Below are 26,265 nucleotides of genomic sequence, written 5' to 3' on the forward strand. Positions count from 1 at the left end.
TCAGGCCCCATCGGCACGGCGCAGTTCGATGATGCGATCATCGTCTGATGGATAGGGTGCTTTATTGCTGTTGATAATCAGTATCATTTGCGCTAAGCGTGTCATCCCATGCGGGCACTGGCTTGCCCGCATCGTGCAAAGGACATTCTGATTGGCTTCAAACGCGACATCAAATGTGACGTCATTGGCGCTGTTCATGCGCCAGCGATCCGCACTTGTGAACTATGCCAGCAGCATCATCGGCAGCCGCGTGCAGGCCGAAGATCTGGTGCAGGAAGCATGGTTGCGGTTTGATGCGGCGACCAAGGGACGGTTTCTCGATGATACCACCGGTTATCTGTACCGGATCGTGCGCAATCTGGCCCTTGATAGCAAACGCCAGATTGCCCGCGAAAGCAGCCTGACGGGTGCATCTGACTATGACGTTGCCGTGCAAACGCGCGCATCCGACAGCCCGGACCCGGAAACGGTTGCGGTGTACAAGGATGAATACGCGATCTTGATGCAAGCGCTTTCCGAACTGCCCGAACGCACGCGGATTGCCTGCGAGATGCATCGGGTTGGCGGGGCGAAACTGCGCGAGATTGCCGATTATCTCGATATTTCCGTGCCGCTTGCTCATAAGCTTGTATCCGAGGGCATTGATCATTGCCGTGAACGGCTGGGTGGCTGGCCATGAGGATCATTCATTGCCCGATCAAACAGTCTGACCTTGCAGAAATTTGCGCCATAACCCGCACAGATGGTGACGTGTTGCGTGATATCGGCTATATCGCCCTGATCGCACCAAGCGGTGCAACGGGGGCGCAATAGGGTGATGGCAGAGATAACCGATCCAGTTCAAGAACAGGCGGGCAAGGCCGCGACCGAATGGTTGATCCGCCTGCAGGAAGATCCGGAAAACCCGGAACTGCAAGCACGGTTTGCCGACTGGTGTGCCGAGGATCCGGCCCATCTTGATGCCTGGAACGCCACACGAAAGACCGCCGATCTGATGGCGACGGCCGAACCGTCTGGTACGGCCGATTGGCAGGCGTTCCTCGCGGCGCGCTGTGAGGCTGGCGACAAAGGTGCTGGGGACGGTCAACAGAATGACGCGGTCGCGGCGCTTTTGAATATTGATTACGAAAAGGCCGTTGCCGAGGGCAAGGTCATCTCGGCGCAAACCCGGTTTCAAAAGCGCGGCAATATGTCCTGGCGCGGGATCGGGCTTGGCGGAGTGGCGGTGGCCGCATCCCTTGTGGCCGCCATCATCGGGCCGGATATAGCCACCCGAATGCAGGCCGATCATGTGACCGCAACAGGCGAGATGCGCACCATAACGCTTTCTGATAACAGCACGGTGACCCTTGCACCGGAAAGCGCGATTACGGTGCATTTTGACGGGTCAACACGCTTTGTCGAGCTGCTCGATGGCGAGGCGTTTTTTGACGTCACCCCGGACCCGCAAAAGCCGTTTCGCGTTGGGGCCGATCAGGTGACGGTAACGGTGCTTGGCACCGGGTTTGATGTATCCGAAGGCAATGCGGTCTCCATGGTTGGCGTCGAACACGGACGGGTACAGGTCGAAAATGCCGCCAATGTTCCGGCGGTTTTTGAAATTCTTGAGGCCGGGCAGAATGTCCGGGTCGGGCAGAACGGCACGGTGACCCGTCATCCTTCGCCGACAAGCCAGATCGGTGCCTGGCGCAAGAACCAGCTGATCGCACAGGATCAACCATTATCCGACGTTGTTGATCAGCTTCGGCGCTATTTCAATGGCACCATCCTGATCACCGATGAGGTGTTGGCCGCCCAGACGGTCACCGGGGTCTATCGCCTTGATGATCCGGTATCGGCCTTGCGCGGCATGGCACGGGCGCAAAAGGCAACGGTGCGTGAAATCACCCCGTGGGTTCTGGTCGTCTCGAAGTCCTGATGGCGGTGGGGGCTGGATTTCGGCCCCGTTTATGCTCACTTGCCAGAAAAATAATGCCTTTCAAATCCGCAGAAATTTGCGGGTTTGGAGCCATCCTGATGATTTCCCATAAAAATTTTTGAAAAAACAGAACCGGCATCCGTTTTGTCTTTTATGCGAAATTGAGAAGCGTTTGCATTCTCAATTTGTTTCAGGCATAGGACATGAAACGGAGATAGAAGAAAATGAACAATGGGGGTGCAGCTCGACTGCAAAAACGTGGTCGTGTTGTGGTAATAGCCAGCGCCTTGATGATGACAACCGCCTTGGCGCCGGTCGTGATGTTTGCACCTGACGCAAATGCACAGGTCAGTGCGGGCGGGATCAATGCCGAGCACACATTTGATATTCCGACCCAGTCACTGACCAGTGCCTTGGCCCAGTTTGGTGTGCAGGCCGGTGTGCAGGTCACTGTCGACGGGGCGCTGGCGCGCGGAATTGATGCGCCGGCGATCAATGGCAGCATGCGCGCAAGCACCGCCCTTGAGGCGCTTCTGCGCGGGTCGGGGCTTGACTATGACGTGACCAGCGATGGCACGGTTGTGATCGAAGCCGTCACCAGCAGTGCCGGCGAAGAAGTTCTCGATACGCTTCGGGTCGAGGCCAATGCGGCAGAGGCATCTGATCCGACCAATGCCATCACCGACAGTTTTGTTGCATCGCGCTCGCGGACCGCTTCCAAAACCGATACGCCCATTTTGGATGATTCATCGGCGGTTTCGGTGGTGACGCAGAAAGAAATGGAAACCCGCAACGTTCAAGATCTGCAGCAGGCAGTGGCCTATACTGCCGGTGTGCAGGCGGGCGAATATGGTTCGGATGTCCGCTATGACTATGTTCGTATCCGTGGTTTCGGGCAGCAGAATCTTGGGGCATACCGTGACGGGCTGCCATCGCGGATTTACAATTTTACCAACAGTCGTCCGGAGGCCTATGGCCTGCAGCAGGTTGATGTGCTCAAGGGGTCGACATCCAGCCTTTTTGGCATGAATGCCCCGGGCGGTTTGGTCAATATGACAACCAAGCGCCCGCAGGATGAAGCCAGCGGCGAAGTTATGACCACCTTTGGTGAAAATCATCTGCGCGGCGCGGGCGATGTGACGGGTCCGGTTGGCGAAAACAGCAACTGGTCCTATCGCCTGACGGCCTTGTGGCAGGATGCCGAGCGCGGACAGGACTATTCGCAGGATGACCGCATCTATGTCGCACCGGCCTTTACCTATGCCCCCAATGCGGATACCAAGCTGACCATCCTGACGAGCTATAGCGACCGGGAAAGCGGCCTTGGTTATGGCTTTCCAGCCGGGATCGAAACGAGCCGTGATGCGTTCTTCGGGGAGCCTGACTTCAACAATTTCGATACCGAAGAAACTAATATCGGTTACGAGCTGTCGCACCAGATCAATGATAAGCTCGAGTTTCGTCAGAATGCGCGCTACACCCATGTCGATCTGACGTATGAAACGGTCTATCTCAACGATACCACGCCGCTTGGCAATCGATATGCTTTTGCGATTTACGGTGAACTTGATCGTTTCGCCATTGATAACCAGCTACAGTATGACACTGCCATCAACGATACCCTCGACAGCAAGACGTTGGTTGGGCTGGATTACAACCGCGATCAGAACCGTGAACGCCGCTTTGATGGCACGGCCAGTCCGATTGATCCCTATAATCCATCCTATTGCGGGATGTCGTGTATCGATATCGATTTCACCTCAGATACCGAAATTACCCAGGCGGCCTATGGCCTTTATGCGCAGGAACAGTTGACGATTGCCGACGACTGGATCGCAACCGTTGGCGGGCGTTTCGATTATGTTCAAAGCGACACTGACACGATCAGCAGTGGTACGACCGACGAACGTGATGATCACAAATTCACATCGCGTTTTGGTCTGACCTATAAGGCGACCAACGAAGTGTCGGTTTATGGGAATTATTCGGAATCCTACCAGCCAGTTTATTCCAGCCTGGCGTCGCGACCGGATGGGGTTAAGCCGCAGGAAGGAACGCAATACGAACTTGGCGTGAAATACCAGCCAGAAGCAATCGATGCACTGTTTACGGCGGCGGTGTTTGATCTGACCCAGGAAAACGTCTCACAGTACGATTCCGGGTCCGCTACCTACAAGCAAATTGGCGAAATCAATTCGCGCGGACTTGAGCTTGAAGGTAAAATGTCGCTGGGTGAGCAGACGAACATGACGGTGGCCTATACTTTCCTTGATGCTGAAATCAAGGATGATGCCACGGCAGCCAACATCGGCAACCGCCCGGCAAACGTGCCCAAGCATCAGGCTTCAGCCTGGCTTGATTACACCATCCCGGGGCAGGGCGCGCTTGGCGATCTGACCCTTGGCGGTGGTGTGCGTTTTGTCGGTGAACGTCAGCGCAATGATGGCAATACCGAAACCCTGCCGTCAAACAGCGTGTTTGATGCAGCCATCAACTATGCCGTGACAGATGACGTCAGTCTGTCCGTGAACGCCACCAACCTGTTTGATCGGGAATATGTTTCTTCAAATACATTCGGCAGCCGTTACTACGGCGAAGGTCGTACGGTTCTGGCGACCCTGAAATACAGCTGGTAACGCGAAGCCTTTAAACAGAAGCGGCCGCCCATCATTAAGACGGGCGGCCGCTTGATTTTTCGGGACGGGGTATAAGGACCTAGCTGCCGTCGGCAGTACGAAAGACCGTCAGGCCGTTGACGACAACCCGCCCATCGGGCAGCAACTGCCCATCATATTCGGTGGTGCCTTGTGGTCCCGGACGTCCGGCGGCAAGGCCGTTCACGGCAAAGGGAACAAGCGCGCCAAGGATGGTCGGGTTGTCGGGGGTTCCCAAAAGGTCAACCAGCTTTTCCTGACCCAGAAGTCTGAAATCAAAATCACCGGTGAAGCCATAGCGTGCGGCGGCCTGTGCCAGGAATTCGCCAGAACCCAGCGCCTCAAGCCCGCGGGATTCAACATAGAATTCATCAACCTTGACCGGGGCACCGTTCTGGGCGGCCTTTTTCCACAGCGCATCGCCGATTTGGCGGCGGGCAAAGCGCGGGGCGGTGCCGGTCAGGATATCGTTGAAACCCTTTGCAATGATCGGTTGGGCATCCGACCAGGGCAGGCCGGCACTACTTGTTTTGACCCGCACCGTGCGCGGCTGCAGAAGGCTTGGCAGCCACAAACCATCATGGGAATAATCAAGGTGGGTTGCGCCGTCTTTATCAGGATAAAGCGTGAAGTTGGCCGATTTGATCGAGCCGCGCTTTTCGCGGTTGGGGCCCGTCCACTCGGCCGCCTGCCAGGCGATCTTGGCCATTTCCGGCAGCCATTGAATGATCAGGCCATTGATCAGCCAGTGCTTGCGCGAAACCGGCTCGTCCCCGACCAGAAAATCGGCAAATCCGTCAAAGGTAACCGGCACATTGCGCGCGGTATCCCAGCGCAGATAACCGCCGACATTGCGGAGCGTCAGGTCGCGTTGATCCGTGGTTGCCTCGGCCAGCATTTTGGCCTGTTCGGGCAGTTTGACATCAAGATCAACCTGATTTGCACTATCGGTATCGCGCACCGTGACCAGAACGTCATCCATCGCCAGTTGGCGCGGGCTGGAATAGCCGCTGAGATCAAGGGAAACCGCGTCATAAACCAGTTCGACCGCATCGCCATCCACGGGGCGGGCATCGACCTCGGTCGCGGAAATGCCCGATTGCATCAGGATCGCATCAACGGCAGTCCGGGCATCTTCGACGGAAATAGCGTCGGCACGGGTGGTCAGGCCGGCAATCGAAATTGCCAGAACGCCAAAGCCGGTAAGTGCCTTTCGCAACTGCATGACGGGATCCTTTTGCTTGCCAGAAGGGGGAAATACGCCCTCTGTTGGTAACGCAGGCCAGAGTTTACCCCAAATTTGGTAATGTTAGGGCAAAGTAATTCAGATGTGATGCAGGTCACCCTTGGGGAATTTCGCCACGATCGGTCATAACTGACAGGATGCTGTCAGGAGGGGCTGGCTATAAAGCTGGTCAGCGACGACGAAGGGGGAGTTATTTGTTCGCGCAGTCGAACGTGTCACGCGCTTGTGGTGTTGCGACACCGCACAGGAAGGTCTCAACCGCGCGGGAAACACGTTCAGCAATCTGCTGATCGGTCATTGGCGGGCGCGGATTGTGTTTCATGATGCGCGACAGCCAGTCTCCGATGACCATGGATTCAAACATTTCCGCCGAATGTTCCGGGTCGTCGACGATCATATTGCCAAGCTTTTGTTGCCTTGAAAGGTAATCGGCAAGGTGCTTGCGCGTGCTGTCGGGGCCAACTTCAAAGAATTTCTCGATCAAGGGTAGAAAATGCTGGCCTTCGGAATACAGAATCTGGGTGAAGCGGGCGACTTCCTCGGTTACAATCTTTTGGGCCAGTTTCGTGCCGAAGTCCGTAAGGGCATCACGGGGAGGGAGATCGGTTTCCAGCGAAATATGCAGTTCGGCTGAGAATTCTTTGCATTGCTCGGTCATGACCGCAGCCAGCAAACCATCCTTTCCGCCAAACGCTTCGTACAGGGTTGTGCGCGACCCGCCAGATTTTGAAATCACGTCATTGAGGGTCACGCCAGCAAAGCCACGTTCAAGCAATAACGCCCATGCAGCATCCATCATTGCACGACGGCGTGCAGTACCGCGAGAATGTTGTTTTTCAAGCTTTTCGGGCGTTTCACTCATCTTTCTTGGCTCTGCTGTTTTTGGCTCTTGATCGTGCAGCGCACAATGTGTACTGTACCGTACAGTATTTATAAAAGCAATGGCAAAGCGCACACCACACGGCTTTGCGCGGACTTAGAAGGAATAAGCATTTTGTCCATGCGATCTTGTTTGAAATTCGCTGGTATGGCAGCGCTTGTCGTGCTTGTAGCAGCCTGCAGCGAGCAGAGCGAAGGCGACCAACAGGCAGCCGCCCAGCAACAGCCACAGGCGACCCCGGTCGGTACCGTGACGCTGAACGCGCAGACTGTTGGCCTGGTTGAGGAAATGCCCGGTCGTACCGTTGCCTTCCGTCAGGCAGACATCCGCCCGCAGGTCGATGGCATTATCAAGGAACGCAACTTCACCGAGGGTGCGTTTGTTGAAGCCGGTCAGCAGCTTTATATGATTGATCAGGAAGTTTACCTGGCGCGGGTTGATGCAGCCCAGGCCGAACTGACCCGTCAGCGCGCCACCCTTGATCAGACGACCAAGACGCGGTCGCGCTATGACCCGCTGATCAAATCGCAGGCCGTCAGCCAGCAAACCTATGACGATGCTGTCGCCGCCGAAGCACAGGCAAAGGCAGCGGTTGCCGCGGCACGTGCCGAGCTTGAACAGGCGCGCATTAATCTCGCCTACACCACGGTCACCGCACCGATTTCCGGTCAGATCGGCTCGTCGGATTATTCCGAAGGTGCGCTTGTGACCGCCAATCAGTCGGCAAAACTGACCACCATCACCCAGCTTGATCCGATCTATGTTGATGTGACCCAGGCCGGTGGCCGGTTGCTGAAGATCAAGGAAGCCATCCGCAATGGTCGCATCAAGGGTATCGAGGAAGGCCAGATCGAGGTTTCCCTGATCATTGATGCCACCGGTGAAGAATATCCGCACAAGGGCACCTTGCAGTTTTCCGATGTGACGGTGAATGAAACCACCGGCACGGTGCGGTTGCGCGTTGTCTTCCCGAACCCGGACGGCACGCTTCTGCCCGGTATGTTTGTCCGTGGTCAGGTCCGTCAGGGGCATCTTGAGGGCGCATTCCTTGTGCCGCAAAAAGCGGTAATGCGCCGCCCGGATGGCTCGGCTTATGCCTATGTCGTCGAGGATGGCAAAGTGGCCTCCAAGGATCTGACGATTGAGCAGTCGCAGGGACAGGATTGGCTGGTGACGGCCGGTATCGAAGATGGCGCGCAAGTCATTGTTGATGGCATCCAGCGTATCGGACCGGGTGCCCCGGTTGCGCCACAGCCCGTTGAAACCGCCAAAGCCGCCGAATAAGGACTTATTCAATGGCAAAATTCTTTATTGATCGCCCCGTCTTCGCCTGGGTTGTCGCCCTGGTGATCATGTTGGCGGGGGGACTTTCGCTTTGGCAGTTGCCAATCGAACAGTATCCGTCGATTGCACCGCCGTCGGTCGAGATCGAGGCAACCTATCCGGGGGCATCGGCCCAAACTGTTGAAAACACGGTCACCCAGGTGATCGAACAACAGATGAACGGGCTTGATTACCTGCGTTATATGTCCTCGACGTCTTCGGGGAACGGTCAGGCAACAGTGACCTTGACGTTTGAGCCCGAAGCCAATCCGGACATCGCCCAGGTTCAGGTGCAGAACAAACTGCAGGCTGCCATGTCGTCGCTTCCGACCGAAGTGCAGCAGCAGGGTGTTACCGTCAGCAAGTCCAGCGGCTCGTTCCTGATGGTTGTCGGCTTTGTCTCGGCAGACGGATCGATGGATGCCGAAGACCTTTCGGACTTTGTTGTTTCGTCGGTGGAAGACCCGATTGCCCGTGTGAACGGTGTTGGTTCGGTTCAGGTATTCGGTGCGCAGCATGCGATGCGCATCTGGCTCGATCCGAACAAGATGCTGTCTTATAACCTGACGGTGATGGATGTTAACAATGCCATCGAGGCACAAAACACCGAAGTCACTGCCGGTCAGATTGGCGGCGCGCCGTCGGTTGACGGTCAGCAGATCAACGCAACCATCACCGCCCAAAGCAAACTTCAGACAGTCGATGAATTTTCCAACATCCTGCTAAGGGTCGAAACCGACGGCTCGCAGGTGCGTCTTGGCGATGTTGCCCGCATCGAGATCGGCGGCGAAAGCTATAACATCGTCGGGCGCTACAATGCGCAGTCGGCAACCGGTATCGGCATCAACCTTGCTACCGGTGCCAACGCGCTTGATACCGCAGATGCGGTCAAGGCCCGTCTGGCAGAACTGAAACCGTTCTTCCCGCAAGGCATCGAGATCGTCTATCCCTATGACACGACGCCGTTCGTCGAAGTGTCGATCGAGGAAGTGGTCCATACCCTGTTCGAGGCGATTGTCCTCGTCTTCCTGGTGATGTTCCTGTTCCTGCAGAACTGGCGGGCAACGCTTATTCCGACGATTGCCGTGCCGGTTGTCTTGCTTGGTACCTTCGGGATCCTTGCCGCCTTTGGCTATTCGATCAACACGCTGACCATGTTTGCCATGGTGCTGGCCATCGGCCTTTTGGTCGATGACGCGATTGTTGTGGTTGAAAACGTCGAACGTGTGATGCACGAAGACGGTCTTCCGCCACGCGAAGCAACGCGGAAATCGATGGGCCAGATTACTGGCGCGCTGATTGGTATTGCCTTGGTGCTGTCAGCCGTGTTTGTGCCGATGGCGTTCTTTGCCGGGTCTACGGGGGCGATTTATCGCCAGTTCTCGGTCACGATCGTTTCGGCCATGGCGCTTTCGGTGGTTGTGGCGATTGTTCTGACACCGGCACTTTGTGCGACGATGCTTAAGCCCGGTCACGAAGATCCGAGCAAGAAGAAAGGTCCGTTTGGCTGGTTTAACCGTGGGTTCGATAAGACCAACAACTTCTATCAAGGCAGTGTTGGCCATGTCGTGAACCGCAAATGGCGCTATCTGTTCGTCTACGGCATTCTTGTCGCGGCCCTGATTGCGCTGTTTGGTCGGCTGCCGGGATCGTTCCTGCCAGAAGAAGACCAAGGCATCATGTTTGCCATGGTCCAGCTTCCGGCTGGTGCGTCTCAGGAACGCACCGTTGATGTTCTCAAGAAGCTTGAAACACACTTCATGGAGAACGAGGCGGAAAACATCGATGGTCTGTTCACGGTTGCCGGCTTCTCGTTCGCCGGGAGTGGCCAGAACGCCGGTATTGCGTTCGTGAACCTGAAAGACTGGTCGGAACGTACCCGCCCGGATCAATCGGTTGATGCGGTGATTGGCCGTGCCTATGGCGCGTTTGCGGGTATCCGCGAAGCCATGGTCTTTGCCTTTGCACCGCCGGCGATTATCGAACTTGGTACCGCAAACGGCTTTGACCTGCAGCTTGTGGATCGTGGTGGCATTGGTCACGATGCCCTGATTGCGGCGCGTAACCAGCTTTTGGGCATGGCATCACAGGACCCGCGTCTTGTCGGTGTGCGTCCGAATGGCCTCAATGATACCCCGCAGCTGAACGTCAATATTGATCAGGAAAAGGCAAGCGCCCTTGGCGTGAGCATTGCTGACATCAACCAGACATTGGCTGCGGCCTGGGGCTCAAGCTACGTCAACGACTTCATCGAAAACGGCCGGGTCAAGCGCGTCTATATGCAGGCAGATGCCAAATACCGCATGATGCCCGAAGACATGGATTACTGGTATGTCCGCAACCAGATGGGCGAGATGGTGCCGATTTCGGCTGTCTCGACAAGTGAATGGACATACGGATCACCGCGTCTGGAACGCTTCAACGGTCTGTCGTCGCTCAACATTCAGGGCTCTGCCGCCCCGGGTGTGGCATCGGGTGACGCGATGAACGCAATGCAGGAACTGGTGGACAAGCTTCCGGGGGGTATCGGCCTTGAATGGCAGGGACTGTCCTATGAAGAACGCGAAGCAGGCGAACAGGGACCGGCATTGTATGCCCTGTCGATGATCGTCGTCTTCCTGTGTCTGGCGGCGCTTTATGAAAGCTGGGCCATTCCGATTTCGGTGATGATGGTCGTGCCGCTGGGTGTCCTTGGTGCGGTGATCGCAGCGATGCTGCGTGGTCTGCCTGATGACGTCTATTTCCAGGTGGCCATCCTGACCACGATTGGTTTGTCGGCCAAGAACGCCATCCTGATTGTCGAGTTCGCCCGCGAACTTTATGACCAGGGCATGGGGCTTCTTGAGGCAACTGTGGAGGCCGCCCGTCAACGTCTGCGTCCGATCATCATGACGTCGATGGCCTTTACCCTGGGTGTCGTGCCACTGGCAATTTCGACCGGTGCCGGTGCCGGGGCTCGCGTGGCCGTGGGTACCGGTGTGATGGGCGGGATGATTGCCGCAACCGTGCTTGCGATCTTCTTCGTGCCGCTGTTCTTTGTTCTGATTGTTGGCACCTTTGCCAAGAACCGGAAGAAAAAGGACGAAGTCCAGGCTGCCCACGAACATCCTGCTGAATAAAATTTAAGGCCAGCCTTGATCAAAAGGCTGGCCTTAAACGGCATCGCGCCGTGACGGTGCAGATATAGAACATCAAGGCTCTAATCTGCATGATCCCCCGACCCCGCCGTTGCGCGTGCGAAAGAAAGGGCCGATGCGTTTGCATCGGCCCTTTTGTTTTGACCGCAACCCCCAATAAGGTCAAGCGCCTTTTGGATAGGGGGCGCCGTGCCAAACCCGCACGAACGGCGTAGATATCGCACTTTTGGGCAGGCAAAAATCAGGTTTTGCTCATGCTATCAAGGCTCTGACGGTGCGCGTGCATCTGATGGAAAATCGCGTATCTGCGATCATGTTCAGCCTTGGCTGACGGATCTGGTGCGTGGGCGGTTTCCTTGCCAGCCATCTGGCGAGCGGCCCGGGCAAGGCCGCCTTTTGCATCAAGGGCACCTGCGGCCAGCATCGCCGATCCCAGCAGCACCGGCTCCTCGCAATCGGACATCACAACCGTGCAGGCGGTGACATCGGCATAAAGCTTGACCAGTACCTTGCTGGCCGTATGCCCGCCGCTCAGATGGATGTGGGTGATGTCATAGCCGGTATCATTCATCGCATCGATGATATGGCGCGTGCCATAGGCAATCGCGCACGCAGTCGCCCAATAAAGCTTCAGGAAGCTTTCCTCGCTCTGATCAAGTGTCAGGCCGGAAATCACGCCAAGCGCCTCCGGATCGGCCAGCGGTGATCGGTTGCCATGGAAATCGGGCAGGACATGCAGGCGCGGTGCCAGATCGGTTTTTTCTGCCATCATCGGCATCAGTTTTTCACCGGCAAGCTTGTGGGCATCGCGGCCCATGTCATGGGAAAACGGATGCATGGCAACGATATGATCCAGCAACGCACCAGTCGCCGACTGCCCACCTTCATTAAGCCAAAGGTTCGGGGCAATCGCGCCAAAATAGGGGCCCCAGACACCCTTGATAAAGCGCGGTTCCTTTGATAGCGCCATATGGCAGGTCGATGTCCCCGCGATCATGGCAAAATGCTGATCAAGGTTGCCATCAAGATATTCGCCAAGTGTACCGAGCGCCCCGGCATGGGCATCAATCAGCCCCGCACCCACCACACAATCAGTCGTCAGGCCAAGGTCGGCCGCCCCCTGTCCGGAAAGGGACCCGATCAGTTCGCCAACCGCAAGCGCACTGTCATGCATGTTGATCTTGTCATTCAGGTCTTCCATGTCGATTTTTTTCAAGAAATCGCGATCCCATGGCTCATCCTGATGGGCAAGGTAGGTCCATTTACACGTTACTGTGCAGCAGGACCGGGCGTTGCTGCCGGTTGCTTGGAATGACAGGAAATCGGCCAGATCATACGCCGCGCCCATTTTCTGCCAGGCGGCATTGTGATGGCGTTTCAGCCACATCAGCTTGGGGATTTCCATTTCGGGCGACATGGTCCCGCCGATATATTCCAGCACCTTGGCGCCGGTGGCGGTGCATTCCTCGGCCTCGCGCACGGCCCGGTGGTCCATCCAGACAATCACATCCCAGTTGTCCGCACCATTGGGGGTGACGCCCAGCGGTTTGTTATCCTGATCGCGGATCACGAGCGAGCAGGTGGCATCAAACCCGATGGCGGCGACCTTTTGTGCGGGGACCCCGGATTTGGCCATGGCATCACGGACCGACTGACAGACCGACTGCCAGATATTCTCGGAATCCTGTTCGACAAAATCGGGTTTCGGGCGGTTCATCGCAATCGCGTGTGCGGCGCTGCCAAGCAATTTGCCATTGGCGTCAAACACGCCGGCGCGCGCACTTCCGGTGCCGACATCGACACCGACAAAACAGGGGTAAGTGGGACTCATGATCGGGTACTCCTCCGCATATCCCCTGGCTTTTCGGGGGTTCTCCGATGCCGGGTGATCTTTTGTTTGGGCTGTTGTTTCGTCTGCTTTGGGCTCAATTTTGCCTGAGTTGATCAAAAGTTCATTAATTGGTCAAATGTTCATTTTTGTTGACGCTGAACTTATCTCTTAGCTACGCTGTAGCGATAACATAAATCACACAAGCCAGGTTCAACATGGCCCGAGGAAACAATGTCCAAGGCCCGACCGATGATGTCGGGGCCGGTATCGTAACGTCAGCATCAGACATCCAGGGTCTGTTTGACGCCTGCCGTGTTGTCCTGTTTGACTGTGACGGCGTTCTGGTCAATAGCGAACCGATCTCGCTGGCAACGCTTGTCGATGTGCTGGATCATTTTAACGCGCCGCTCAGTCTGCGCGACGTATCGGACCGATTTACCGGACGATCAAGTTCCGCACCGATTGAATATATCAAAACCCAGACCGGCCGCGATGTCAGTGGGGAATTCAAACCGTATTACTATAAAATGCTGTTTGACCGCTATGACCGCGACCTGACCAAGATTGACGGGATCGAAACCGTCCTGACCGTCCTTCAGGCACGCGACATTGCCTTTTGCATTTCATCAAGCAGTTCTGTCGAACGGCTTGAAAAAACCATGCAGGTCACGGGCCTTGGCCCGTGGTTTGACGGGCGTGTTTATAGCGCGGATTTCGTTGAAAACGGCAAACCGGCTCCGGATCTTTTCCTGCATGCGGCCGATGCCATGGGATATGCCCCGGGTGATGCCATCGTGATCGAGGATTCTGTTGCCGGGGTGACGGCGGCACGGGCGGCGGGCATGAAATGCATCGGCTTTGTCGGCGGCGGGCATTATGCCGATGACCGCGAAGGGGCTAGCCAGCGACTTTATGAAGCAGGCGCCGACATTGTTATTTCCGACATGTCGATGTTGGCACAGGCGATTGCGGTTTAGCGCCGCTTACCGCTGGGTCAGAAGTTTCTGATAGCGGGTCTGGCTTTGGCTGAGGTGATCGCGCATCGCCTTGCGGGCGGTATCTTCGTCGCGCGCGGCAATCGCATCATAAATCCTGCGATGCTCACCGGTGATCATCTGCATATAGGCCTTTTGGTCTTCGGCCTCTGGCGGGCGACGGCGCAATTGCGCGCGCGGGATGGTTTTGTCGCCCAGATGTTCCAGAAACTCGGCAAAGCGGCGATTGTTGGTGGCGGATGCAATCGCGCTGTGAAATTCGAAATCGGCCTGTTCGGTCGGCTCGCCCTTTTCAAGGGCGCGTTCCATCTTGGCCATCGCCTCGTAAATCTTGGTTTGCTGCGCGACAGAGCCTCGCGTGCAGGCAAGTCCGGCCGCCTCGATCTCGACCGCCATGCGCAGTTCAAGAATTTCCAGAACGTCGGACACTTGCGCGTAATCAACCGCAAAGATCGATTTATCATTGGCCCGCGTTTGCGGTGAGAGAACAAATACCCCGGCACCCTGACGCGGTTCCAGCAAACCGTCGGCCTTAAGGGCGGCAATAGCCTCGCGGATCACGGTGCGGCTGACGCCAAACTGTTCTGTCAGGACCGGTTCGGTCGGCAATTTGCTTCCGGGTTCGCGTTGCCCGCTTTCGATCTCTTGGCGCAGGCTGGCAATGACCTTTTCGGTCAGTGATATTTTGCGCGGGGCGGCCGACACACGGGGTTTGTTCATTTTGCGTATCCGATAATTCCGGTGTAAAACAACCAGATAAAAAATGGCGGGTTGGCGTTAATCTTTGTTTGCGCCATTACAGTTACCATCTTCAATTAATCGAACGATAGTGGTTCTGTAAAGTCATCATATGATTTTGGTTGGATTTGAGGCACACAGGAATGGCCAAAAAAGGCGAACCTGAATACCGTTGGAACAGTGGTCCTTTTCAGATCGGAATTGTCCCAGACGGCGGGGCGATATCGCGGATTGACTGGATCCGTCCGGATGGCAAGGGCATTATCAATTTGTTGCGTCCGGTCACTCCGGAGGCGATTGCATCGGGCAATCCGTCAAATTTGGGCTGTTTCCCGATGGTGCCGTTTGCCAACCGACTGGCCTTTGCCGAGTTCGAGTTTGATGGCCGCATCGTCAAGGTCCCGGCCAATCGCCCACCCAGCCCGCATGCCATTCATGGCTTTGGCCGGTCCTCGGAATGGCAGATCGAACGCCCGACGGTTGATACGCTGCGCTTCAATCACAAACATGACGACCCGCAAAGCGGCTTTGTCTATGTCGCCTGGCAGGAAATCAAGGTCACCGAGGGGGATGTGACCATCGAAATCGGTGTGCGTCATTTGGGCCGAACACCGATGCCCTATGGTATTGGCCTGCACCCCTGGTTCCCGGGCGGCGAAGATGTTTCGGTCGCCTTTATTGCCTCTGACAGTTTCGCAACCGACGAGGATATGCTGCCGACTGCGCGCACGGTGATTGATCTGGGCCGCGATTTTTCCGATGGTCGCATGATCCGCCATAACCTGGCACTTGATGCCCATTATGCCGGTTGGCACCTTGAAGCCGACATGGTCTGGCAGGATGCCGGTTACAGTGTGAAGATGCTGGCAAGCGACAGCCTTTCAAACGTGCAATTCTATATCCCCGAAGACGGCAAGACATTCTGTGTCGAGCCGGTATCGCACGTGCCAAACGTTCATAACCGTCCGGAATTCAAGGAACTCGGCGATCTTGTCGTGCTTGATAACAACCAGACGCTGACCGGGACAATGACGCTGATCCCGACCTTGCATGAAACACCCGATAGCGGCTTGGTCGACGAGGACGAGGTTTTCGGCAAACCGGGCAACCGCGACTATTCGCTGGTGGATTGATCCGAAACGGCGGGCAGATCGGCAAAGGCTTTACCGACCAGAAGTTTATCGATAAAAACTTACAAGTAAGTTTTACAAGATAACAAGTCCGGGGGACGGATGTCGGAATTGCTTTTAAGGGTTCAGAAGCGCGAAAAGCTTGCCGATCAGCTTTATGGTCAGATCCTTGAACAAATCATCTCGGGCAACCTTGCCGAAGGTGCCAAGCTGCCCTCGGAAAATGAAATCTGTGCGTCCTTTGGGGTGTCGCGCCCGGTTGTGCGCGAAGCCTTGCGCAAACTGCAATCCGATGGGTTGGTCTATGCCCGCCAAGGGGTCGGGTCGTTTGTCAAAAAACGCCCGCCACAAGGCCTGATCGAGTTTGGTGGTGTCAGTGATGTCGCGGGGCTTCTGCGTTGCTTTGAAGCACGTTCTGCGATTGAGGGCACAACGGCCCGCATGGCCGCCGAACGGGCCAGCCCCCGCCATCATCGCGAAATTGAAAATGCGCTTAAACTGCTCGAAGACGGGGTATCAGCCGGTGATATTGCCGATAAGGCCGATCTGGCCTTTCACATGGCAATCGCACGCGCCAGCGGTAACGAGATTTTCGTGACCATCCTTAATTCCCTGCATGAAGTGATGTCGAAATCCATGCGTGTGGCGCTTAATATCACGCGTGGTGGCTCGGCCGAACGTGCGCAAAAGGTGCTTTCCGAACACCGCCAGATCTATGATGCGATCCTTGGTCATGATGGCAATAGTGCCGAATTGATGATGCGCTATCACCTGCATCAGGCCCGCCAACGCGTCACCGATCACGCCCGCGACAAGTAATCAGATGTGCTGCCCGGCCTGACGGATACGGGCAGGAGCGGGCACAAATCCTGTTGACGAACAGGGCCCCGGACTGGCAAACCAGACACAACAAAAATTAATCATATGAATTTGGGAGTGTGTGATGACCGGTGGTGTAATGTATCAGCCGGAAATTCTCAGTGATGAGACTTTCACTTTGGCGGAATGCCCCAATTGGGATGCGGCCAATAATCGGCTTTACTGGACAGACATCCTTAATTGCAAACTGCATGCGCTTGATATCGCCACGGGCCTTCGCAAGACATGGACCTTTGACAGCGAGCTTGGCTGTTTCGGGCTGACCGATCAGGGCCGCATTATCGTGGCTCTGCGCAAAGATATCCTTTTCCTTGATCCGAAAACCGATGCGCGCGCGCCGCTGTGTCGCATTGAAGACGGGATCAACAGCCGCACCAATGATGGCAAGATTGGCCCGGATGGCGCGTTCTGGGTCGGCACCATGGATGACAATCCTGAAAAGATGCCAATTGCCTCGCTCTATCGTATTACGGCTGATGGCAAGATCGAGGAAAAGGCAACCGGTTTCAAGATTTCCAACGGCATTGCCTGGTCCGGCGACGGATCGAAAATGTATCACTCGGACTCACGCGGGCCGTGGGTCAATCGTTGGGATTTTGATGTCGCCACCGGCAACATTTCCAACTGCACGCGTTATCTTGATCTCGATGATACGCTTGGCCGTCCGGATGGCGGTGCTGTGGATGCCGAAGGATGCTATTGGTCGGCGGGTGTGTCGGCGGGTAACCTTAATCGCTTTGCCCCGGACGGGACGCTTTTGAAATCAATCCCGATGCCAATGCCCAATCCGACCATGCCGTGCTTTGGCGGGCCGGACATGAAGACGCTGTATGTCACCAGCCATCAGGAAGGATACAGCCCGGAAAAGCGTGCTGAGTTCCCCCATGCCGGGAAGCTGGTCAAGCTGCGCGTTGAAGTGCCCGGTGTGCCAGTGACCAAGTTCCGCGAAAATAGCGAGCGGCGCGCGCAGCCCCGCTAAGAGGCCCGCAAAAACCAAAAAGGCCATGCAGGGAAATCTGCATGGCCTTTTTCTTTGGGGTCGGTTTGATCAGAGCTTTTTGATTTCAGCCGTCACAGTGCCAAGCCCCTCAAAGATCGCCTCGATCTTGCCATGCGGCGTAATGGTCGGAAGCGCGCAGGCGCCGGTGGTGATGACGTCACCTGCCTTAAGGCTTTTGCCGCGCTTGGCAAGGAACCCGACCAGATATTCAAGCCCACCAAAGATCTCTGGCCAGGCATCCGGATCATCATTGCTGGCAAGGATTTCACCGTCACTTTTGGTGGTGACTTTGCCGCCGATAAAACCAAGATCGCGCCAGCCGTCAATTTCAGCACCCAGGATGAAGTGGCTGGTCGAATTCAGGTCTGCCAGTGTCTGGATCGGGTCCTGCTTTTCGTGATAGCGGCGATCGGCAATCTCGATTGCCAGATGCATGCTTCTGATATGATCAAGGATATCGCTTGATGTCGCATCCGGGGCAGGGGTGCTGTCCATGACAACCGCGATTTCCGCCTCGATATTGGGAAAATGGATGTCGTCGGTGGTCAGTGTCGCGCCATCGCCAAGAATACGCCCATCCAGCAACGGCCCCACCAGCGGGCCATCCGCACCGATCTTTTCCTGTGCCGCACGGGTGGCAACTGCAAGCTTCCAGCCCGCCTGCGCAATGCCGACCGTGGCAAGGGTGGCGTCCTGAATGGCATAGGCCTCCTCAAAGTTCTTGGGCGCAATGTCAGCAGGCAGGGGATCAATCAGGGTGTGGGTGGTAAAGGCATCGGCAAGGATGCGGCTGGCAGCGGTGATATCAGTCATTCCCGGTCTTCTTGTTTGTGGCAATTGATTTGGTCGCCAGAGCCTAGCGGGCTTTGTTGTCAAAGTCATCATACCAATTGCCGCGATTCGGTGAAATCAACCAGATATTCCTAATTCATTCCAAAGTCGCACATTGCCGGAATGCGCATGAAATCCATGTTTTCTGGGGTTTATGGCGATTTTAGAAAGTCTGAGTATTATGTTTGACAAAGTGATATGATGAATTTATAGAATCGTCATAGTTATTTGACGTATTCAGACATTAGGGACGCTTGATGCACTATCTAGAGATGAAAAAGGCGATTGGCGCCGGGTTGCTTTCTTTTCCGGTAACGCCTTTTGATGCCGAGGGCGCGCTTGATCTTGCGACCTATCGCACGCATGTCGGTTGGCTGTCGCAATATCCGGCAACCGCCCTGTTTGCCGCCGGTGGCACCGGGGAATTCTTTTCCCTGACCCCGGCCGAGGTGGTCGAAACCGTGCGTGCGGCCAAGGAAGTTGCCGGCAATACCCCGATCATTGCCGGGTGCGGATATGGCACGGCAATGGCGGTTGAACTTGCCAAGGCCTGCGAGGACGCCGGTGCGGATGGTCTTTTGCTGTTGCCGCAATATCTGGTTGGTGCCGAACAGGAAGGCCTGTTTGCCCGCGTGAAGGCGGTGTGTGATGCGGTCGATATCGGCGTGATTGTCTATAACCGCGACAATTCGATTATTACGGCCGAAACACTTGCCAAGCTGTGTGACGTCTGCCCGAACCTGGTCGGGTTCAAGGATGGTCATGGCAATATCGAAATGGTCACCAAGGTTTGCACCGTGATCGGGGATCGTCTGTCCTATATCGGCGGCATGCCGACAGCCGAGGTTTTTGCCAAGGCATACAAGGCAGCCGGGGTGACAACCTATTCATCGGCGATCTTTAACTTCCTGCCGCAGCAGGCGCTTGATTTCTATGACGCGCTTGGCCGCGACGATGACGCCGCGATGAGCCGCGCACTGACCGAATTTTTCTATCCGTATTTGGATATTCGCAATCGTGGAAAGGGCTACGCCGTTTCCATCGTCAAGGCGGGCATGCGCGTGATCGGGCGCGATACCGGCCCGGTGCGCAGTCCGCTGACCGATTTGACCGATGCGGAACATGACATGCTGGCCGATGTGATCCGCAAGGCATACGGCGACGCGGCCCTTCGCGCTGCCTGATGGAGGGTCGCCAACGCGCGACATACGACTTGTTATTTCCCGGCGGGTTCGCCTGCCGGGGAGGCAGAATGGGACGCTAAAACTGCAATCGGTTATCGGGAATTTGATGCCGTTCGCAACTTAGTTGTTAACAAATCTTACAGTTATGTTTACAAGTGCTGAATTGTAGGATTAAATGATAAGAACAAGACCCAAAAGGGCAAAATGCTTCAATGAAATAGACAACAGATTGTCTGGGAGGACCTAAAATGAACAAGTTTATCAAAACCACAACGCTGACGATTGCGGCGGCTGCCGTGTCGGTGGCGCTGGCATCTGGTGCGCAGGCCAAGGAATGGCGCGGCTGGAACATTCATCCGCCGGAATACCCGGTTTCGACCGGCATGGAAGAATTCGCCAAGCTGATCAATGAAAAGTCCGGTGGCGATCTGGAAGCCAAGGTTTACCACGGCGGCGTTCTGGGCGATCAGCCTGATGCGATCCAGCAGGTTCGTCTGGGTGGTCTGGACTGGGCTGTTTTCAACCTCGGCCCGCTGGGTGAAGTCGCCCCCGAAGCCAACGTTGTCTCACTGCCGTTCATCTTCAAAAGCGTCGATGCCATGCATGACGTCATGGATGGCCCGGCTGGTCAGCAGATCGCCGATGGCCTGATCGAAGCTGGCCTGCAGCCGCTCGGTTGGTATGACTCTGGTGCGCGTTCGTTCTATAACTCCAAGCGTCCGATCAATACCCCGGCGGACCTTGATGGTTTGAAATTCCGCGTCATGAGCAACGATCTTTATGTTCAGATGGTTGATGCGCTTGGCGGTAACGCGACCCCGATGGCCTATAGCTCGGTCTATCAGTCGCTGAAAACCGGCGTGATTGACGGTGCAGAAAACAACTACCCGTCTTATGACAGCTCCGGCCATTTTGAGGCGGCGAAATACTATTCCGTCACCCAGCACCTGATCCTTCCGGAATGCCTGTGCATGAACAAGGCGCTTTATGACAGCCTGTCGGACGAGGAAAAGAAAATCGTCCACGAAGCAGCTGAAGCATCGGTCACCGTACAGCGTGCCGCATGGGCCGATCGTGCAGAGCAGTCCAAGGAAAAAGTGATTGCTGCGGGCATCGAAGTGAACGAGATCGCCGATAAGCAGGCTTTCCAGGATGCCATGCAGCCGGTCTATGACAACTTCCTGAAAGCCAACCCGGATCTTGCCGATCTGGTCAAGGCGATCCAGGACGCGCAGAAATAAGGCCTTAAATATCTGAAGGGCGGCGATAATATCGTCGCCCTTCTTTTTGGCTGCGCTTAGTATATTCGTCGTTTATCTGTTTCTGGTAGCGCGTAGATGTTTTCTCGTTTTGTTAATGTGATTGATCGCTTGGGCGGTGGGATTGCCGGGGTGCTGAACCTGATTGGTGGTTTGGCCCTTGTCGCACTGATCCCGAGTTTCGCCTGGTTGGTGTTCGGGCGTTATGTCCTCAATGAAACACCGACCTGGGTCGAACAGGTTTCGCTTATTCTGATTGTGCTGATTACCTTTCCGGTCGCAGCTGCTGGCATCCGCGACAACAGCCACCTTTCCGTTTCCTTTTTCCGCGATGCATTGCCGCCGAAAATGGCCGCCATTGTTGCTGCCATCGGGTATGGCGCATCGGCGTGGTTTGGGTATTGGATGCTGATCGGGGCGATGGATCTGGTCGCGTTTAACTGGGCCAAGACCATGCCGATCATTCATATTTCAGATGGCTTGCGGTCCGTTCCGATGGCGGTGTGTGGTGCGGGGATCATGTTTTACAGCGTGGTTCATATCCTCAAGATCGCGGCGCGGTGGAAAACCATTTCCCAGGCCCGCATTTACCATGATGATCTTTTGAACGAGGACGTGAAATAACATGGGCATGACCATTCTTCTGGGCGTGTTTGCCATTGGTATTCTGATCGGCATGCCCGTTGCCATCGCACTTGGCATTGCCGCCCTTGGTGCGTTCTTTGTCGAAGGCCTTCCGACCCTGATTGCGTTTCAGCGTATCGGATCGGGGATCTCGGCCTTTTCGCTGCTGGCCATTCCGTTCTTTATTTTTGCCGGTGAATTGATGCTTCACGGCGGGATCGCGACCAGGCTTGTGCAATTTGCCACCGCCCTTGTCGGCAGTCGTCGCGGCGGCCTTGGCATTGTGAACGTGTTTTCATCGATGCTGTTTGGTGGCATTTCCGGTTCTGCTGTGGCCGATACATCGGCGCTTGGCTCGATCCTGATCCCGGTGATGAAAAAGGAAGGCTATCGCGCGGATTATGCAGTCAACGTCACCGTGACCTCATCAATCGCCGGGATTATGATCCCGCCCAGCCACAACATGATCCTCTATGCGGTGGCGGCCGGTGGCGGCATTTCGATTTCCAAGCTGTTCATGGCCGGTGTGGTGCCGGGCATTATCATGTGCCTTTTGCTCGGGCTTGCGACCTGGCTGGTTGCGATCAAGCACGGCTATCCGGCGGAACCGTTCCCGGGCTGGGCAGTGGTTTGGCGCACGGCGGTTCGTGCTCTGCCGGGCTTCTTTACCGCCGTCATTATTGTCGGGGGTGTCTTAAGCGGTGTGTTCACCGTAACCGAATCAGGGGCGATCGGTGTCGCCTATGCGCTGATCATTACCGGGTTGGTTTATCGTGAGCTGAGCTGGGCCGGTTTTATTGCCGCGGTCAAACAATCGGCCAAGACAACCGCGCTTGTGATGCTGCTGGTCGGTTGCGCGTCCGCCTATGGTTATATGCTGGCGTTTTATCAGGTGCCGGATGCCCTTGCCGATGCGATCACCGGGATTACCGACAATCCGATCATGGTGCTGCTTCTGATCAATGTCATGTTGCTGGTTGCCGGCATGATCATGGATATGGCGGCCCTCATCCTGATTTGCACGCCGATCTTCCTGCCGCTTGCCATGCAGTTCGGCATGGACCCGATCCAGTTCGGCATGGTTTTGATGATGAATTTGGGCCTTGGCCTGTGTACACCGCCTGTGGGTTCGTGCCTGTTTGTCGGCTGCGCAATCGGCGGGGTAAAAATCGAAAAGGCCGTGCAGACGATCTGGCCGTTTTATCTGGCGATCCTGACGGCCCTTTTGCTGACAACCTATATCCCTGCGATTTCATTGACGCTTCCGAACCTTGTGTTCGGCAATTGATCGCGGGCAAAGAGTGATACCAAAGAGGATAATTATGAAACGTTTGCTGATCACCGGTGCCGGTGGAAACCTTGGCAAGATCTGCCGCGAAGGGCTTAAGGGCTATGCCAATGTCATTCGCCTGTCTGATATTTCCCCAATGGATCCGGCTGGCCCAAACGAAGAAGTCGTGCAATGCGATCTGTCGGATCGTGCAGCCGTGATTGACCTGACCAAGGATATCGATGGCATCATTCATCTTGGCGGTATTTCGATCGAGGCGGCCTTTGATGATTTGCTTCAGGCCAATCTTGCAGGCACCTATAACCTGTATGAGGGGGCACGTCAGAACGGCGTCAAGCGCATCATGTTTGCCAGCTCCAACCATGCGATTGGTTTTCACAAACGCACGACCAAACTGGATGACACATCCGAACAGCGCCCCGATAGCCTCTATGGCGTGACGAAATGTTACGGCGAGGCGATGGCAAGCTATTATTTCGACAAGTTCGATGTTGAAACCGTCTCGGTGCGCATTGGCTCGTGCTTTGAGAAGCCAAAGGATCGCCGCATGTTGTCCACCTGGATGAGCCCGCGTGATTTTATCTCCCTGATGAAGGCGATCTTTAACGCCCCGATGACCGGCCATCTCGTGATGTATGGCGTTTCGGACAACACATCGAAATGGTGGAGCAATGATCACGCGGACTTCCTTGGCTGGAAACCGCAAGACAGCTCCGAACAGTTCCGTGCCGAGATCGAGGCTACTTTCCCGCCCGAAGATCGCCATGACCCGGCTGTGATTTATCAGGGCGGTGGTTTTGCCGCCAAGGGCCATTTCGAAGACTGATATAAGATCCTCTTTCGATCTTAGATCCGCCTAAAATCAATGGCCCGAACGAGTTTCGTTCGGGCCATTGTTGCAACAGGCAGGCACGTCAAAAAGTTTGTCGGATGTGGTCCGTTAGCCTTGCAGCAACCGCAGCAGGTTTTGCGGCATCTGGTTGGCCTGGGCCAGCATGGCAACACCGGACTGAACCAAAATCTGTTTGGATGTAAAGGCGGTCATTTCGGCGGCAACATCCAGATCAAGCAGGGTGGAACGCGCTGATTCCGTGTTTTCCTGCGTCGATGCAAGGTTCTGGGCGGCAAAGTCCAGACGGTTCTGGGATGTACCGATTGCGGCACGGGCGCGCTGCAAGTCGTCAATCGCACGCGTCACAACTTCAACAGCATTCTGGGCACCAGCAGCGGTGTTAATCGCGTTAGCCCCAAGATCTTCGAGCGTTTCCTGACCGAGACCAGATGACCCAAGTACCGCAGAGTCAACGGCGCTCAAGTTAATCGAAAGGCGATCATTGGCGGTGTTGCCGCCACCGACCTGGAACTCAATCGTGTCGGAAAGCTGCTGGCCTGCGTCCTCTTCCATGAAAAAGAGCTGGCCAGTGGATGTGTCGACGCCAGTTCCCATGAAATCGGTGTTGACCGAACCAAAGCCGAAATCGTTGGAGCCTGCGGTACCAGCCCTAACATAATCAACGGTGTCGGAGAAGTTGGTGTTGACCGTGATTGAAAGGCCCAACTCGTCAAAGTTCAGCACGGCATTTTCACCGGCAGCAATCGCTCGCGTTCCGCCGGTTGCCGCCAAATCGGTGATATCAATGGACTGGGTCCGCTCGATCGAGCCGTCAATCGCGGTAATCACAGTCATGATGACCTGCTCGCCGGAACCTTCGTTAATTCTTATCTCTAAGCCGTTATCGTCGACGCCATCTGCAGCTACGTCCTGTGCCCAGTAATTGTTGTCTGTGATCGCGAAACGGTCAAAGCCGAAAGCAGGCGTGAGCGCTTCATTGTTGGTGGCAGGTGTGAGATTGATTGCAACATCACCCCCATCGCCAAGCAGTTGAATACCGTTGAAGTTGGTCGATGAAGCGATCCGGTCGATCTCGTCACGCAGCTGGACGAATTCGTCATTGAGGAAACCGCGTTCGGTATCGGACAGGTTGCCAGAGGAAGCCTGGACAGCCAGCGTCTTCATACGAACGAGAACATCATCAATGGTTGCCATACCGCCATCAGCGATCTGGAGCATCGAATTGGCCTGGCCAACGTTGACGGTTGCGGTTTTGAGGGCCTGGGTGGTTGCATTCAAACGCGCACCGATGGCCATGGAGGCGGCATCGTCACGTGCAGAAACAACACGGGTACCAGAAGACAGCTTCGACAGCGAACGGGTCGCCATCTCGTCAGAAGCAGACAAGTTGCGATGCGCAACATTTGCCGCATAGTTGGATATAATGTTGAGTGCCATTGGATTTCCTACCTAGAAAGTGGCGATGGTTTACTACGTGTAAAGTTCGCAATTAGTGATAAAGCTATAGTAACAACTATAAGTAAAATATCGCTCTTGTCGAGCGAAATCTAATTTATACGACAGATAAACAGTATGATCCTATTCTTTAGGGTAGGTTTTGGGCGGAAATTTCCGATGAATAGAGTGCGAAGCAATGCCGCTCTGAGACCGCATGTGGAGTTTCTGTGCCGGGACTCGCACCGTCTGGCGGTTTTGCATGCTGTGATTAGAACAGCTCCGACACAAGGCTAGGGCTTAAATCGGCAGTTGTTGTGTAGCGAACGCAGCAAGATCTTCGTATCGCGATGCTGGCTTTCAAACCCGGGACTTTCCCACGGGGAATGGTCGAAGGGGCCTATGCTTTTTGAATTGACGCATGGTCAGGATTGCTTATAAGCATAAACGATAATGATAACAGTTATCATTATCGAATTCTGGATGTGCAGCTATGACGGTCTGTGACCGTTCCTGGGATAGTCTTTATCAGCAATACCATGACCGTTTGTTGCGACAGGTGCAGAAATATCTGCCGGCGCGCGACGAAAGTCAGGATGTGTTGCAGGATCTTTATGTGCAACTGCGCCATCGCGATATTGACCCGGCTGACATTGCAAATCCTCCAGCCTTTCTGATGCGCATGGCGACCAATCTGGCGATTGATGCCTTGCGTCGACACAATCGCAATCCGGTTGAATTCACCGACCCGACCGAGATCAGCGAGATGGATGGCGCCGGCAGCCAGTCCGTCACCCCCGAACAGATCAGTTCTGATCGCCAGCGGCTTGGGATCATCCGACGCGCGATTGATGATCTGCCGCCGCGCTGTCGCGAGGTGTTCTTGCTGTGCAAGCGCGATCATCTGGGCACACTGGAAGTGGCCGAACAACTTGGCATCAGTCGCAATATGGTCGAAAAGCATTTGCGTCAGGCGCTTGGACATTGCAAACAGGTGCTGGCGCGCCATGAAAATTAAACATCCTATTTTGCGCGGCCCGTTCGTCAAACATACAACA

General features: G+C 55.5%; 23 protein-coding genes. 16 read left to right on the forward strand and 7 right to left on the reverse strand.

Annotation, left to right across the window (positions count from 1 at the left end):
* Entirely contained in the window at positions 1 to 198 is a 198-nt protein-coding gene (locus TH4_RS20820) for a hypothetical protein (RefSeq protein ID WP_064781834.1), read from the reverse strand.
* Between TH4_RS20820 and TH4_RS15555 the strand changes: the two genes are divergently transcribed.
* The 4 genes from TH4_RS15555 to TH4_RS15565 all read left to right on the forward strand — a co-directional run bounded on the left by TH4_RS15555 (position 197) and on the right by TH4_RS15565 (position 4,554).
* Complete coding sequence (locus tag TH4_RS15555) at positions 197 to 679, forward strand: sigma-70 family RNA polymerase sigma factor (RefSeq protein WP_008890176.1); 483 nt, start codon at positions 197 to 199, stop codon at positions 677 to 679. The genes TH4_RS20820 and TH4_RS15555 overlap by 2 nt on opposite strands.
* The gene (locus tag TH4_RS20690) at positions 676 to 813 is read left to right on the forward strand and encodes a hypothetical protein (protein ID WP_157097768.1); all 138 of its coding nucleotides are present in this window, start codon (positions 676 to 678) and stop codon (positions 811 to 813) included. Before TH4_RS15555 ends, TH4_RS20690 begins: the two co-directional genes overlap by 4 nt.
* Before the next feature lie 4 nt (positions 814 to 817).
* The gene (locus tag TH4_RS15560; protein WP_064781835.1) at positions 818 to 1,918 is read left to right on the forward strand and encodes a FecR family protein; all 1,101 of its coding nucleotides are present in this window, start codon (positions 818 to 820) and stop codon (positions 1,916 to 1,918) included.
* 224 nt (positions 1,919 to 2,142) lie between these two features.
* Positions 2,143 to 4,554: a TonB-dependent siderophore receptor gene (locus TH4_RS15565; protein ID WP_064781836.1), complete on the forward strand. Its 2,412-nt coding sequence runs from the start codon at positions 2,143 to 2,145 to the stop codon at positions 4,552 to 4,554.
* Between the two features lie 79 nt (positions 4,555 to 4,633).
* Here the strand turns inward: TH4_RS15565 and TH4_RS15570 are convergent, their stop codons facing one another.
* Entirely contained in the window at positions 4,634 to 5,797 is a 1,164-nt protein-coding gene (locus tag TH4_RS15570; RefSeq protein ID WP_064781837.1) for a hypothetical protein, read from the reverse strand.
* Positions 5,798 to 6,008: 211 nt separating this feature from the next.
* On the reverse strand, positions 6,009 to 6,680 hold the full coding sequence (locus tag TH4_RS15575; RefSeq protein WP_064781838.1) for a TetR/AcrR family transcriptional regulator: 672 nt from the start codon (positions 6,678 to 6,680) through the stop codon (positions 6,009 to 6,011).
* A 165-nt stretch (positions 6,681 to 6,845) separates the two neighbouring features.
* Here TH4_RS15575 and TH4_RS15580 point away from each other — a divergent pair, with 165 nt between their 5' ends.
* The gene (locus TH4_RS15580; protein ID WP_245227934.1) at positions 6,846 to 7,982 is read left to right on the forward strand and encodes an efflux RND transporter periplasmic adaptor subunit; all 1,137 of its coding nucleotides are present in this window, start codon (positions 6,846 to 6,848) and stop codon (positions 7,980 to 7,982) included.
* Positions 7,983 to 7,993: 11 nt separating this feature from the next.
* Positions 7,994 to 11,140: an efflux RND transporter permease subunit gene (locus TH4_RS15585; RefSeq protein WP_064781840.1), complete on the forward strand. Its 3,147-nt coding sequence runs from the start codon at positions 7,994 to 7,996 to the stop codon at positions 11,138 to 11,140.
* Between the two features lie 259 nt (positions 11,141 to 11,399).
* Here TH4_RS15585 and TH4_RS15590 read toward each other — a convergent pair whose 3' ends face one another.
* Positions 11,400 to 12,989, reverse strand: coding sequence for an FGGY-family carbohydrate kinase (locus TH4_RS15590; protein WP_064781887.1), 1,590 nt, complete (start codon positions 12,987 to 12,989; stop codon positions 11,400 to 11,402).
* Positions 12,990 to 13,204: 215 nt separating this feature from the next.
* Here TH4_RS15590 and TH4_RS15595 point away from each other — a divergent pair, with 215 nt between their 5' ends.
* Positions 13,205 to 13,966: an HAD family hydrolase gene (locus tag TH4_RS15595; protein ID WP_083997137.1), complete on the forward strand. Its 762-nt coding sequence runs from the start codon at positions 13,205 to 13,207 to the stop codon at positions 13,964 to 13,966.
* A gap of 6 nt (positions 13,967 to 13,972) precedes the next feature.
* On the opposite strand, the gene TH4_RS15600 is transcribed toward TH4_RS15595, so the two are convergent.
* Entirely contained in the window at positions 13,973 to 14,704 is a 732-nt protein-coding gene (locus TH4_RS15600) for a FadR/GntR family transcriptional regulator (RefSeq protein WP_064781841.1), read from the reverse strand.
* A gap of 161 nt (positions 14,705 to 14,865) precedes the next feature.
* Here TH4_RS15600 and TH4_RS15605 point away from each other — a divergent pair, with 161 nt between their 5' ends.
* The 3 genes from TH4_RS15605 to TH4_RS15615 all read left to right on the forward strand — a co-directional run bounded on the left by TH4_RS15605 (position 14,866) and on the right by TH4_RS15615 (position 17,710).
* The gene (locus TH4_RS15605) at positions 14,866 to 15,855 is read left to right on the forward strand and encodes an aldose 1-epimerase (protein WP_063087898.1); all 990 of its coding nucleotides are present in this window, start codon (positions 14,866 to 14,868) and stop codon (positions 15,853 to 15,855) included.
* Between the two features lie 99 nt (positions 15,856 to 15,954).
* The gene (locus TH4_RS15610; protein ID WP_008890164.1) at positions 15,955 to 16,671 is read left to right on the forward strand and encodes a FadR/GntR family transcriptional regulator; all 717 of its coding nucleotides are present in this window, start codon (positions 15,955 to 15,957) and stop codon (positions 16,669 to 16,671) included.
* Between the two features lie 124 nt (positions 16,672 to 16,795).
* Positions 16,796 to 17,710 carry an SMP-30/gluconolactonase/LRE family protein gene (locus TH4_RS15615; protein ID WP_064781842.1) on the forward strand — a complete coding sequence of 305 codons (915 nt, stop codon included), beginning with the start codon at positions 16,796 to 16,798 and terminating at the stop codon, positions 17,708 to 17,710.
* 69 nt (positions 17,711 to 17,779) lie between these two features.
* Here TH4_RS15615 and TH4_RS15620 read toward each other — a convergent pair whose 3' ends face one another.
* Positions 17,780 to 18,544, reverse strand: a complete 765-nt coding sequence (locus TH4_RS15620) for a 2-keto-4-pentenoate hydratase (protein WP_064781843.1) — start codon at positions 18,542 to 18,544, stop codon at positions 17,780 to 17,782.
* 275 nt (positions 18,545 to 18,819) lie between these two features.
* Here TH4_RS15620 and kdgD point away from each other — a divergent pair, with 275 nt between their 5' ends.
* From kdgD to TH4_RS15645, 5 genes are all read left to right on the forward strand, one after another.
* Positions 18,820 to 19,746 carry a 5-dehydro-4-deoxyglucarate dehydratase gene (gene kdgD / locus TH4_RS15625; RefSeq protein ID WP_064781844.1) on the forward strand — a complete coding sequence of 309 codons (927 nt, stop codon included), beginning with the start codon at positions 18,820 to 18,822 and terminating at the stop codon, positions 19,744 to 19,746.
* A 248-nt stretch (positions 19,747 to 19,994) separates the two neighbouring features.
* Positions 19,995 to 20,987: a TRAP transporter substrate-binding protein gene (locus TH4_RS15630; protein WP_063087906.1), complete on the forward strand. Its 993-nt coding sequence runs from the start codon at positions 19,995 to 19,997 to the stop codon at positions 20,985 to 20,987.
* A 96-nt stretch (positions 20,988 to 21,083) separates the two neighbouring features.
* Positions 21,084 to 21,629 (forward strand): TRAP transporter small permease, encoded by a 546-nt coding sequence (locus tag TH4_RS15635; RefSeq protein WP_008890159.1) that lies wholly within the window; start codon positions 21,084 to 21,086, stop codon positions 21,627 to 21,629.
* Position 21,630: 1 nt separating this feature from the next.
* On the forward strand, positions 21,631 to 22,917 hold the full coding sequence (locus tag TH4_RS15640; protein WP_064781845.1) for a TRAP transporter large permease: 1,287 nt from the start codon (positions 21,631 to 21,633) through the stop codon (positions 22,915 to 22,917).
* Between the two features lie 34 nt (positions 22,918 to 22,951).
* On the forward strand, positions 22,952 to 23,746 hold the full coding sequence (locus tag TH4_RS15645) for an NAD-dependent epimerase/dehydratase family protein (RefSeq protein WP_064781846.1): 795 nt from the start codon (positions 22,952 to 22,954) through the stop codon (positions 23,744 to 23,746).
* 114 nt (positions 23,747 to 23,860) lie between these two features.
* On the opposite strand, the gene TH4_RS15650 is transcribed toward TH4_RS15645, so the two are convergent.
* Complete coding sequence (locus tag TH4_RS15650) at positions 23,861 to 25,210, reverse strand: flagellin N-terminal helical domain-containing protein (protein ID WP_064781847.1); 1,350 nt, start codon at positions 25,208 to 25,210, stop codon at positions 23,861 to 23,863.
* 490 nt (positions 25,211 to 25,700) lie between these two features.
* On the opposite strand from TH4_RS15650, the gene TH4_RS15655 reads away from it, so the two are divergent.
* Positions 25,701 to 26,225 (forward strand): RNA polymerase sigma factor, encoded by a 525-nt coding sequence (locus TH4_RS15655; protein WP_064781848.1) that lies wholly within the window; start codon positions 25,701 to 25,703, stop codon positions 26,223 to 26,225.
* The last annotated feature ends 40 nt before the right edge of the window (positions 26,226 to 26,265 follow it).

It is taken from the genome of Thalassospira tepidiphila MCCC 1A03514, from assembly GCF_001662875.1.
Taxonomy (GTDB): Bacteria; Pseudomonadota; Alphaproteobacteria; order Rhodospirillales; family Thalassospiraceae; genus Thalassospira; species Thalassospira tepidiphila.